The sequence below is a fragment of the Pseudomonas sp. Pdm06 genome (genome assembly GCF_014851795.1).
Taxonomy (GTDB): domain Bacteria; phylum Pseudomonadota; class Gammaproteobacteria; order Pseudomonadales; family Pseudomonadaceae; genus Aquipseudomonas; species Aquipseudomonas fluorescens_AA.
In genome coordinates this window covers 194708-207574 of sequence record NZ_JACVAH010000002.1, presented here as the reverse complement: position 1 = coordinate 207574, position 12867 = coordinate 194708, and the positions used below count along the sequence as shown (strand labels likewise).

General features: G+C 53.3%; 7 protein-coding genes. 6 read left to right on the top strand and 1 reads right to left on the bottom strand.

The features are described from left to right. Positions 1-4 precede the first annotated feature (4 nt). From IB266_RS04085 to IB266_RS04060, 6 genes are all read left to right on the top strand, one after another. On the top strand, positions 5-517 hold the full coding sequence (locus IB266_RS04085; RefSeq protein WP_192260265.1) for a three component ABC system middle component: 513 nt from the start codon (positions 5-7) through the stop codon (positions 515-517). Next, positions 517-2499, top strand: coding sequence for a DUF3732 domain-containing protein (locus tag IB266_RS04080; RefSeq protein ID WP_192260264.1), 1983 nt, complete (start codon positions 517-519; stop codon positions 2497-2499). The genes IB266_RS04085 and IB266_RS04080 overlap by 1 nt, the downstream gene beginning before the upstream one ends. Positions 2500-2804: 305 nt before the next feature. Beyond that, a complete protein-coding gene (locus IB266_RS04075) occupies positions 2805-4019 on the top strand; it encodes a hypothetical protein (RefSeq protein WP_192260263.1) in 1215 nt (404 codons plus the stop codon). A gap of 221 nt (positions 4020-4240) precedes the next feature. Next, positions 4241-5398, top strand: coding sequence for a hypothetical protein (locus IB266_RS04070; RefSeq protein ID WP_192260262.1), 1158 nt, complete (start codon positions 4241-4243; stop codon positions 5396-5398). A gap of 128 nt (positions 5399-5526) precedes the next feature. Next, complete coding sequence (locus IB266_RS04065) at positions 5527-6555, top strand: tetratricopeptide repeat protein (RefSeq protein ID WP_225613405.1); 1029 nt, start codon at positions 5527-5529, stop codon at positions 6553-6555. 288 nt (positions 6556-6843) lie between these two features. After that, a complete protein-coding gene (locus IB266_RS04060) occupies positions 6844-7698 on the top strand; it encodes a hypothetical protein (protein ID WP_192260261.1) in 855 nt (284 codons plus the stop codon). Between the two features lie 509 nt (positions 7699-8207). Here the strand turns inward: IB266_RS04060 and IB266_RS04055 are convergent. Beyond that, entirely contained in the window at positions 8208-12533 is a 4326-nt protein-coding gene (locus tag IB266_RS04055; RefSeq protein ID WP_192260260.1) for a tetratricopeptide repeat protein, read from the bottom strand. Positions 12534-12867 lie beyond the last annotated feature (334 nt).

Below are 12867 nucleotides of genomic sequence, written 5' to 3'. Positions count from 1 at the left end.
AAGGATGGAAACCGCAGAGCTCATTAAACATCAACATTCCGTTGATGAGATATACTTGGTACAAAACCCCGCGCTTGGGGCGATCCTCATGTGGGAGTTCGTCAAGGGCTACAAGCGTCAGAGCCTAGGCAAACCACCTGCACTACCGCTGCTCTTTATCGTCTTGCCCATCCTATTCAGTGAGGTGCTGAGAACGACCATCGGCACCACTAACCCGTCATCAGGTCTCAGGCTCTTCATTGGTAAGTTTTCCAAGAAGCAGGAAGCGATCCTGACGCTGCAGCGCCGCATGCTGATGCTGCGTCCAACTTCGCTGTCTAGCCTGACGATCGCCATTGATTGCGGGTTGCTTCAGCTCGATTATGCCAGTGCTTTGGTCGACTGCACCATCAAGCGTTACCCCCATAAGACACGCGAGAAGATCAGAGAGCTGGGCAAGCTTGCGGATAAGCTCGGCGGCTGGTGTGGCGCACTCACTATTCAGGAAGTCCAGGCTGCTCTACGGATAGGTTTTTAATGAAACTTCAGATCAGAAAGCTGATTTTGTGGCCAAAAAATGGCAGGCGTTACCGGGATGTAACTTTCACTCCCGGCGCGGTCAACGTGATCAGTGGCTCGTCCAAAGCAGGTAAATCAGCCGTTATTCCCATTATCGATTACTGCCTAGGATCCGAAAAATGTGCGATTCCTGTCGGCACCATACGCAACACGTGTGCATGGTTTGGACTACTCGTCGACACCGATGAGGGTCTTAAACTGCTTGCCAGACCAGAGCCTGGAAGGCAAAAGTCGACAGATGACATGTTCCTTCTTGAAGGTGATGAGCTCAGCATTCCCACTCAAATCCAAGGTAAGAATACAAACCGCGACAGCGTAAAGAATATGCTCAACAGGCTGTCGGGCCTTCCTAACATGGGCTTTGATGAGGACATTCGCTACGGCTTCAAAAGCCGCCCCAGTTTCCGAGATCTCATGGCCTTCACGTTTCAGCCGCAGAATATCGTGGCTAACCCGGACGTCCTCTTCTACAAGGCTGACACCACTGGCCATCGCGAAAAGCTCAAAGACATCTTCCCCTTTATCCTCGGTGCAGTGACCTCCCAGACCCTGATCGCTTCCTGGGAGGTCAAGGATCTTGAGCGTCAGAAGAAGCAACTGGAATCAGAGCTCAAAACGTTGGCCGATGCATCTGCTCGTCTGCGTTCAGAGGCTCGTAGTCGTTACTACCAGGCCCGCGAATATGGGCTGGTACCGATAGATTCGTTGCTGTCAGATGATTGGCCTGTCGCCGTCCAGCAGCTTAGTGCGATTCTACAAAAGAGCTCACGTGACGCATCGCCCAACTACGATGCCATCAAGGCATCCATCATCAAGATCGGGGAGCTCAAAAGGCGAGAGGATGTCATCGCCGCAAACCTCTATGCAGGTCGTCAGAATTTAAAAGAGCTGACGCGCATTCAAGGTGACGCTGATGAGTACCTTACCGCGCTAGAGACAATGAAAGAGCGTCTGTCGCTTTCGAGCTGGTTACGTGGCCTGATCAAAGACGACCAGGACACCAATCCCAATGCGTTGAGATCCAGTCAGCTCTCGGCCTCCCAGCAACTTGATGCTCTGTGTACAGCACTGACGGGGATTGAAGCCCAGGCTCAAGAAACGCCGGTAATCTCCGCTTCTGTGGAGAATGAGCTCGTTCGTTTGCGAAATGCTGTTCGTGTTGACGCCGAAGAGCTAGAGGCGATCAGGGCAGAGATCAAAGCACTTGAAGCGCTAGACGCTGAAGCCAAGGGGCAAGCACTGCGTCAGTCGGACATTGACCGGTACCTGGGTAGGCTTCAGGAAGCCGTACACAACTACCAAAAGGCCCAGCAGGACGATAGCCTGGCTAAGCGTCTAGCCGATGTTGAAGAGAAACTGGGCCAGCTTGCGCCCACAGTCTCTACCGATCAGATCCGGGAGCGAACCCGCAAAATTCTCAATGCGCTAAGTGATCAGTGCGCCAAAATCACCCCGAACCTGGACGCAGAATGGAAAAGCGCCCGGATCGGATTGTCCATCACCGACCTCACCATCAAAGTGCGCCATGACGGTCGAGATGATTACTTGTGGGAGATTGGAAGCGGCGCCAACTGGCTGGCTTACCACGTAGCGATGCTGCTCGCTCTGCAAAAGCTATTCATGGCCAAAAAATCAGTCGAGCACCCTGTTCCGCATTTCCTCATCTTCGACCAGCCAAGCCAGGTCTATTTCCCTGTGAAACGCGCAGCGAAAGCCGATGAAGAACACGAACTGAAGGATGAAGACCGTATAGCCGTGCGCAAAGTATTCCTGGCTTTGGCAGCCGCGGTGAGCGTCTCGGAAGGACGCCTGCAGATCATTGTCCTTGACCACGCGGACGAGGGGGTTTGGGGGAAAATCCCTGGTGTCGTTCTCACCGAGGAGTGGCGTGACAAGAAACTCGTACCGCCATGGTTCGGAGCTACTGAGGAGCAGAGTTGACTCGGTAGGAAGCTGCTCAGGCCATTCATTTGCGTTCTACTTGTCCGGGCGTTTTGACCAGCAACTAGGGCAGGCACTTCAGGCATAAGTAGAACCAATGTAGCAGCCAGAACCAGAGGCCTCGCTGTTTCGAACGGAGATGCAACATGCCTACTGAAAAGGCCTGTCCGAGCCTCACGTTACTGGGCAGCTCTAGTTAAACAATGTTCATGCTACGTTGTGTCAGTAGGTTGATGTGTAGGAGGGAGCCAGTAGTGCGAACTAGAGATGACCTGTCAGACTGGGTCGTGCATTTTGTGCACGGAATGAAACCTGAGTTGGCTTGGATCAACGAGGCAGGCGATACGGAGCCTATGCCAGTGGCCTTTGATGCTCACGACAACGGCATAATACTGGAATATCAAAAATATCGACATCCATTGCTAGATTTTGAGTTATCAGCATTCGAGGTATTGCTCAGAATTATTGATGATGGCTATCTACAGACGTCTTGGTCGCTTCGCGAAAAGGCTAATGGTGATGTGGAGCCAACAATTTATGGTCGGCGCTCAGCACTTTGCTTTACCGAAATGCCCCTTCACGCGCTAATCGATTATCAGTCGAAGCGTGAGGGGAGTGGCTATGTAGAAAAATATGCGATAGTCGTCAAAAAGCGCGAGTTTTTCGCGGCTGGCGGGCGAAAGGTAATTTCAGGTTTGTCGGCACAGCATAGAGAGCTGCATCGCCATTTAGACGATTCTTATTTTTGCCGGAACCTATCACCTGAGTGCGGGTTAGGTGAGCATGAGCAATATCGGTATGTGGCAATGAACATAGGAAGTGGGAAATATGTTGACTGGTCACACGAACGTGAGTGGCGATGGACTAAAAATTACCACGCAGACAGCTTTACGCCAGGCCTTGAACTATGGCTGGAGCAGCGAGAGTGCGACCCTAGAAGAGAGAACTCATTTTCAGAAATAATCATAATGACAGAGACGGATCATCAAGTACCCATCGTAGCGAACAAGCTTTTATCTCTTTATGATTCCGGAAGGAATGAGTTTGGTATATTGTTCGATAAGCAAAGATTACGATCAACCAAGGTTACTTCATTCTCTAGAGTGGCTAGAGAAGGGGTTAGGCATATTGAGGAGCTGAGATTTCCTCTTGAAAGTCGCATCCGTGAAGTTTTTTACAACCACGAACATATTGCTAGAGCAAAGGAGGTATATGAGATTTCCAGGCTTGCTGCTCACGAGGCTGTGCGTCAAATAACTTGTCGTGAACCGGAGGATAATTTCGATTTCTGCGGTCGGGCCGAACTGGTACTCCGGGACTCGCATAGCGAATTCGTTCAGGCGCTTGCCAGTGAAAAAATCGCGAAGGCAAGCGCTGGTGACGGTTACATTATCGAAGTAAATGACAGGAACCTTGTTGGGCAAAGTATGTATCTGAGCATGATGGGGTGTGAAGCTGCTGGCGAGGTTTTTCTTGATGAACTGGGGTTAGATTACATAGTCAAATCATTTCCCGATTAAGTTGTACTATCGCAAAATTTTTCCAATCAGCAAAAAATTTAGGCGTTCAGCGTTAATTGGATGGCTCATGCACGAGCATCGAGCATCGAGCATCGATCATCGAGCTGGACGACCCGCAACATTGATCCTGAGGCGCTCACTGCTTCGACAGTTACCAGCCCCGTTGAGCACTGATCGGCGGGCTAAGATCATTCAACGTGTGACAAATTAGGGGCGCAACTATGGCAGTAGTGTTCTTTCTACCCTGGGTGGCTGCTGCTGAAGAGCTGCGAATCGCAGATATGCGCCTGATCCCGTACGAACGGGGTCGTTTGCCTGGTGAGGTCTTGGGCATCCCGCAAATTGCTTTCGACGGTGTCCTTGGCAATTACGGCGACCGGGGATTCGGATCTCACCCCTCTCAACCGATACATCAGGCGGCGCTCATCATCTGGGATGATGACACACCTGGTCTGGAGGTTTCAGACGCTCAGATCCAGCAGCGATTGGTACAGAGCTCCTACCTCGCATTCTCCGCCATGGCAGCCCGATCGCTATGTTCAACGTTCGGGTACTACAACGCCGACACTCTCCAAGTCGTTGCGCAGCGGTTCGATGTCGCCTCACCGGGTCATTCCTGTATGACCACGCGCCGGCGTGACGGTGGAACACAAAACATGTTGGCGGGGAGTGGGGGGCTCAAGTTCATTCGGCCTTACCACGTAGACAATCGCACCCAGATCTCGCTCGACACGCCACTGCTCGAAGCATTACTCAAGCTACCCAATGGGGAGCTTAAGGAACGCATCGACGAGGCGGTCGTTTCCTTCCTCAGAGCAAACACCGATGCACCCTCCATGGATGAACGATCCGAACTGATTCTTCTACGGGTCGCCATAGATATACTGCTTGACGTTCCTCACGACAAAGTTGCCTTCCGCAAAGCAATCAACGAACATTTCGATGAGCTATTGAACCCGCCCACTTGGCATAAAGGGGATCTGGCCGAATCGTGGTGGCGCAAACACTGGGACAAACACGTCAATCGCCCACTCGACGCCTGGGTTCATGATTTCTGTGCCGCTCGTAACGCCGCAGCTCATGGCCCCGCAAATGGTGAGAAAGGGAGTATCTGGCCACGCCATAATCACCTCATTTTTTCCGCCTGGTTGCTGCCCCTGATCGTCAAGAAGCTGCTCGCTCAAGCGGGGATTTATAAATTCAGCGCCGAGGACAAGGTTGCCCGGGCGGGATTTGAGGTTTTTCTGGCCCACGATCTGCTGGCTGTCACCGAAGAGGAGGGTACAAACATTTGGTGGCAAATAGCGGAGTCTGAGCTTTTTCAGCCTCTGCTTGCTGAGCAATTGCAGCAGGCGCTGAGTGAGACGTCTGGAGAGTGAGCGAGCCTTATGGCTCTAGGCCCTAAGCTCCCGCAGTGGTCGTGTGTGGCTAGCCGCTGAGCATCGGGTACACTATTCGGAATGTGCGTCCGCATCCCAGCACGCTCAAATTTCCAAAGGAGTAGGAGATGGGCATTTTCAGCTGGCTGTTCAACAGGCCCAAGGCCGTCAAATCCAATACCGCAGCAAAGCACCAGCCCGCTCAGGCTCAATCCCAGGTCGCTCAGCCAGATCTCCAAGCTATCCCTCAGATCCAACGTGACAAGCATTTCCTCAGAGTCGATTCGCTCAGTTTCTCAGGCGTCTATCAACTGTCTAAGTCCAAGAAGTGGGCGATCGCCTGGAGAGACTCCGATCCGTCAGCGGGTCGGGGAGGTCACAGAGAATCCGGTTTAGGGGCCTACGTGCTTGCAGATGCGAGCAGCGGTACCGTTGCCTGTCATGGGAGTATGCCTAGGCCAAACAATGGCCACGTGTGTGACACCGGCGTGTTTTGCCTGGAAGATTGGCATTTTGGTAGCACCCTGTCTGGGACGTTCAGCGTTTTCGATCCCAGCGGTTCTGTGATCTTAGCTAAAGAGCTGACGGCAAATATTTTCACCAGTGGTATTTCCAGGCACGGGAAATACGCATTCTGCGCAACCGCCAACAGCCCAACCGATCATGGCAACAAGGTGTTCCTGTTTGACCTGGTCAATCGGGTCGAAATGTACAGCGTCACTCCGAAGGCCGGATGGCCTGATAGCTACGAAGTGGACGAGAGTACAGGAGAACTCATGGTGTTGTTCAAGGACATGGGGAGCTTCCGGTACAACGTTCACGGCCAATTCATCGATGCTGATCAGCTCGGCGATGCCAACCTCAATTCCTCCCGTTACGACCGCATCATCCTCGCCGCAGAAAAGATTTTAGGGGAGGGCGACCTGACAGACGAGCGCACGCTGGAAGTCCTGACCGCTGTACGCCGTGCCCGTACACTCGGCGCAGATGAAAACCCTGCCTGGAGGCCCACAGCGCTCAAAGTCCAGGGGCTTGCGCACGAGCAGCTGGGCCAGTACTCCGAAGCAGTCCAAGTCTACGAGCAGGCGCTGGCTTTGAATCCAAAAATTGGCGTTAAGCGCAGGTTGGCTTCGGTGAGTAAGCGGATCAAGACTTAATAGCAAGGGCCGCGCCCCATTGTTACACCCATTTTTACGCTGGGGTTGACGATCGCTTGGCGCAGCGCAGTCCGGATGTATCGTGAGGCTGCGTTGACGTCCTGATGGTTCATGGCTGCGTGGTCAGGAATGACAACTCTTCTGAAAACAATTCTTTTAAATGCAACCGGCTAGGCTAACCCAATCTTACCTTGGAAACCGGGCCAGACTGGATTGGCTTCTTCCAGGAATGGCCGATCCTACTGTCGTAGCTATCATCCTCCACGCTTTAAGTAAGGCTAAATAACATTGAGCAGCTCCAACACTAAGATCCTTGATGAAAAACAAGCTAAAGACTCCGCCATTCGGGCTCTATGCGGCGTGAGTCTGGTGGTCTTCATCATGTTTTGTATCGCAATTTCATGTAGTAGCGGCGATGATCCTGAGCCCGAAAAATTTGCCCTTTTTATGTGTGGCGTCTTGCTAGGCTCAATTTATGTATTTTTAGGTTTGGTAGAAGTCACCTTAATGCATCGCATCATGAATCTGAAATCAAGCTTGTTGTTGTGGGCCTTTTTTGTGGCATGCCTAGGCTACTTCGCTAGGACAAAGGCATCAGTGGACATCAACACCATTTTCCACATGGAAGCCAGCGCTTTTCCGATGACCCTGATAGCAGCCACTTTGTTGCATATGATCAACTTCCTGTTTTGGTTTTTCTTTATCTCAGGAATTGTGTGCCTCCTAGTGGCCGGTAGCTCGGCCATGGAAGGGCTTCATCGTGGCAAAGGGCTCATGCTCATAACCTGCCAAGTCGTGACTGGGCTAGCATTCATGATCATTTCTTGGTTTTCGCATTACAAGATTGATAAAGAGGGTGTGAGACATCAAATAATTTACAGAATCGCCCACTCCGTAGATTTCAATGCACACTCTCCCTGTGCAAATATAGACAGTTCCAAGACGGCCATGGTGTTTTTGGACGCCGACAAGCGCTTGGCTCTAATTGCCCCGACCCTAGACGAGTTTGCAGGTTTCGAGTGGAGAGTAGTGCCTTATCTGCGCTCGGTTCCTATTCCAGAAAACTTCCAGACAGTCGTGTGTGAGTATTCCGTCTCAAGCGAAAACCCGACAGCGGTTTGGGACATCGAACGGCATCATTAGAGTATTTTTTGGTTTGAGCCTGGTCGGTCACTGTATTCGCGGCCGGCCAGACCCTAGAGCTTCAGGTGGCTGCAAGCCGGTGGGGGTTAGCCTACCCCCATTCGTGCTTCGCTCGCTTTTCATCAGGCGTTCTCGTTTTACTGCTATCGAGGAAAGATTGGAGTACGGCGCACCTGCCTGGCAGACAACGTTGATCGACCTCGTAGGCTACTAAACTAAGCACCCACCTCGCTCAATCCATATTTCTCCTGTTTGGTTTAAGAGCAGGCAACAAACTGAACCGCCATCAAAGATGCCAATCTCAGCCGGTACTACAAGATGCGGAGAACCTTGGTAGTTCCTGTGATCGATGCCGCCAGCTCAGCAATATACCTGAAGGATTAGAGCCAAAACATGTGTAGATGAGGAGTATCCGTAAGCTTTCCTAGAATCTCTAAGCGTGAAGTGCGGATGTGTGTGCGAGCAACAGCAAGTTAGATTTAATTAAAGGGCACCAACCCGAGAGCAGATCATGCACCACGCTCTTCAGTTTGCTGCCCATCTGAGCCTAATGCAGGCACCTCACTTCCTGTCTCTACCTGGGTGGCAGTCAACATGGACGGGGCTGCTACTGACCAGAATGGGACTACGAAAGCGTAGGTGACCTCCGCACTCAGCTTTACCAGCTTGCAGGGACGCTCGGCTCGCTGTTCGGCCGTTTGTAAACTTTGCTCAATGGCCCGACGAGCTGCGGGGCTGATTCTATATCTGTGGAATTTGAGGAAGACATGCTCAAGGGCCAACTGGCAGAAGCCATCTGGACATTGAGGGTGCCTGAACAACGGCTCAAAGCAGAATTCAATCAGTTGGAGCATCACACCTAGGTTACAGCGTTTCTGCGTGTACATCCCGCACACAAAATCCACCAGTACGGGTACAGCAGTGTCAAATGCAAGGTGCTCTTCAGCCAGGTAGCTACGCAGGCAGTTGATGCCGAAATTTGCAAACGTCTCACCCTGACTCATCATGACGATGAGATCCACCGCCCGAACCGAAACAAAGCTACGCCTGGCCATGACGAGTCGTATTACGGCTCGGGAATACTCCTCCTGCGATAGCCCGTCTGCCCGTTGAGCTTCCCTCAGCAACATTTGAGGGGACGCGCCAACGATACCCAGCATGCCGGCAAGATCGCGTAACCGCGCATCAATCGACAGCAGACCTGCACCATACTCTAGGCAAACGAGCAGGGCTGCATGGTCTTCATCGCCCAGGATGCCCTCAAGCATCTGCAGTTGCTCGCAAGCCTCAGGCGGCCCGTATGCCGGCACCACCTGGCAGAACGCTTCGATAGCCGTCTCGATCGATTCGAGATACTCCCGATCCTTGCGCCAAGCGTCTTCAGTAAGCTCCTGCATGCCAAGTTGACCATCGTGGGAAAAGAGCGTACCGCTCTTTCGATAGTGGGCCGATTTCTCTAACTTTACGTCCAACAGCTGCTTGGTGGCAGCTGTCACGTACAAACGAGGGAAAAGCTCCAGGACATCGAGTAAACCGAGGGTTGCAAGCTCCACCAGCATAGACAGGTCAATCAGCCATGCCTGATCGTGGGATGTGTCAGTCGGAAAGACATCGTGGGGGCCTAACCCCGTCGATACTTGGAGAAGTGCCCCTTCATCAGGCCAACCCCTCACCAGTTCAATGACGTCCGTACCCAGCAGGCGTGCGAGCAGGCCTATGGTGGCGTGATGCTGACCGTACAGGCTGATGGTATTGAGGCTCTGAGATTTTTTTTGCTCTAGCTGATCGATGAAGAAAGTCGTATCGATCTCGCCGTTATCCCGGGTTGGAATACTCATCGCTACGACTGTCTTGCTCGGGACGACCGAATTGGACACGCGCTCGTAGGAAAGGTCGATCAGGCGTCGATGGAGGGTGATAATACGTTTCACTGTGAGCGTCTGCTCACCGACCACACTGCTGACGGTTGTGGTATCACCAACTTTCAAACCGAGCAGCCGGGCGGCCCGTGACGAGTCCGCGGCAACGAATTCACCTGCAGGTGCCAGTGGCGGCTCAGAGGAGAAATCGATTGAGACATATCCAGTCCTGCCGGTGCTGTCTTCAAGCTCGACAGCGGTGCCTTCCTCAACCGCAGAGGGAAGGGCGTGAACGCCCTCAATTTCCTTCGATACTAGGAACATGAGAGAGATGTGGCCAGCTGCTGCTTCAACGTCCTCCCCATTCAGCCGCATCGCACGGTAGATACGGTCAAGGCCACGTTCCTGCAGACCTCTACTGAGCTCTGCGTTGGCCAGCTTTAACTGTTCTTGAGCGGATCCGTTCAGCTGTGCAGGTAACCTGGCAAGAGCTTCATCCATTCGACCATGGCTTTCGTTCGCCAGAACTTGAATGAGCAGTAACCAGCCTACGGCCTCACCAGGACTTTCAGCGACGAGCAACTCAGCCATCTCGCGCATTCTTGGCCAGTCACAGGCCTCGCCGTAAACACTCAATGCCACCTGGCGGGCGTCTGCTGAGTGTCGCCATTCTCCCGGAAGTGATTCCAATAGGCCTCGAACTTTGGATCTTTGACCACTGAGCGCGTAGCAGTGCAGTAAATCAACATGCAGGGGACTGAATGAGTCTCTTGGTAGGAGGCGTTCAAGCATCGCAATGGCGTCACCGTAACGCCGCACATGAAGCATCCATTGCGATGCCATGGAAAGATCCAGTAGATCAGTGCTCTGCGGTGCGAGCTCAGCAACGCGATCTCCGAAGGCCTGACGCATCTCCTCGTTGCCCGCATACGCCCGGGCAGCAAACACACCATCACAGATACTGCTGTTTTGCGGCGTGATACCCAGATGGGCGAGCTCATTCCGCACGGCCTCGTGCTGATTTTCGCGTAACAGCAGCTCCCAGTGCATATGCCTCAGCATACGAGTCGCTCGCAGAGAGACATCCGTATCAGGCTGACTGAGCTGGGCGCTGTAAGCCGCGGCAAGCATTTCCGGATTGTTAGCAATCAGGCACGCCTGTCCAAAAACCACACGCGCTTCATCAGAGAGCTGTTCAACACGATCAGCGCAGCAAGCAACAGCATCGCTGTGACGCTGGAGATCGCAGAGCGCCTCCAACTCCACCCTAACCGTAAATTCGTCCTCGGGAACACCACGCTGCCTGCCAGCTTCGATCATGCTCAACGCTTCAGCTGGCTCACCCAGCAAAAGATGCGCATAAGCTAGGTGAAAGACAATTTCGGTTTTTGTCCTGGGGCTCTGCTCAGCCCATAACACACCCTCGCGGTCATCGAACTTCGACATGGCGTCGAGGATCAGCACACGCCGATCTTGGGGCTGCGATCGCGTGTTCACGTGGAAGGGGTTGGCAGTGGCCAATCGAAGGACAAACCGGAGATAATTTTCGAGTATGAAAATTGAGCTGTCAGACTGCTCCATTGCCGTCCGGATGGCACCCACCGCGCCTTCATCATCCCCGGCCCCAGCCATTGAGCTGGCCAGCATCTGCCAAGCTCCCGACTTGTCACAGAACGCCCCAGGTATTTCTTCGGCCGTCAGCTGTTCTCTGTTTAAGAGCCTCGCATTGGTCAGTGCCACCCAGACTGAGTACGAATCCGGGAAGCGCGCGATGGCATCCTGTCCAACCTGGATCGCAGTCTGTACGTCATTCTTGAGCATCCACGCCCGGACAAAGCCTGCCGCAATACGCTCATCGTCCTGGTAAAGGCTGGCAGCCATTTCGAGGTCTGCCGCGGCTTTAACGTCATCAGCCAAATGCCAGAAACACATCCCACGGAGGAAATACCATCGGGCCTGTTGGTGCGCATCGAATGTGTCAAGACCGTCTTCGACCACCTCCAGCTGAGCAAGCGCATCGCGGTAACGGTGGTCGTTGTGCAGTTGACTGATGCGATCGAGCTGGCGAGAGGCGAGGGTGTTATCTGATGTCGGGTTCGCTGGCGGCAGCTCATCCGCGAGAAAGCTACCCGTGGCAGGACGGCTACCTGAAAGAAGAGGTGCTAGGTATTCCGCTAGAGGGGCAAGCTGAGTGTGCCGCTCTTGGCTAACAACTACAGTGCCCAAGCTCAGGTCTTTGATGGCTTCACGCATGAGCCGCGCCCTGTGAAAATCTTGAGCTAGTCCTTCCAAGTGCAAGTGGAGTGAGGTCAGGTCGACCTCTGCGCCACTGCCATTCAGCTCAGCACAAACACCGACCAGCTTCGCCCACACAGCGCCACTGTCCTTATGGGGCAACGTGTGCTGGATCAGTTGCTTCTGCAATCCAACGTCGTGGCTACGATCTGAATCCAGATCATGGGGGAAAAACTTGAGGTGGAGCGCAAACTGCCGCAAATCTTCGTCCGCGACAGGCGCTTCGTTGTAGTGCTCTGCAGCAGCTCTAATAGCCGCGTACGCAGCCCTGTTTCGTTCATTGCTCCCTTCAGCATGAACGCGGGCGTACCAGGTGTCGTGCGACAGTGAGCCGAGCGCAAGTCTCACAACCTCGACAGCGCTTTCCATGTGCGACGAGCTTGCTACGTGATAAACGATCAGGTTGTCGTCGACGCCTCGTTGGAATGCCGGCGATATGAAGTCGAGCCAGGCGAGACCCAAGGATTCTTTGAACGCTTCGTTGCTAGCAATCGCCCGAGGCGACCGCTTCATCTGCATTCTGATGCTAGCTTTCTGGCCGGAGCCAGGAGATACAGCATGGATCACAAGGTCGTCGGTGTTATGGCCGAACGTCCTGCCTTGGAACAGCAGGGTCTCGATGACAAAGCCCTCACGCAACCCTGCACAGTGGTCGCCAAGGCACATAGCGAGTAGGCGCACTGCCTGGACACGATGTTCGAATGCAATACCTCGTCCACCCGTAGAGATAGGGCTTGCGACCTGTTTCTGCCGGCTTTTCGATTTAGAAGCGGGAGCTTTTGCTGCCTTAGTCCGTGGAGGCCGTGCCATACCTGGTTCGCGCAAATGAGATGCTGCCCATCTTATCACCTGAGCCATGATGGTGTGGTAAGGCAGTCGATGATGCCGTATTTGACCGCCATTTCAGGGATGTCGAAGGGCCGATCGCCAAATTCTTGTGATGGGAGAGGGTAGTGGGATCAATGTCAGGCAATGGAGGTAACGATCAAAACCTGACCACCCGAGGGCAAGCGTA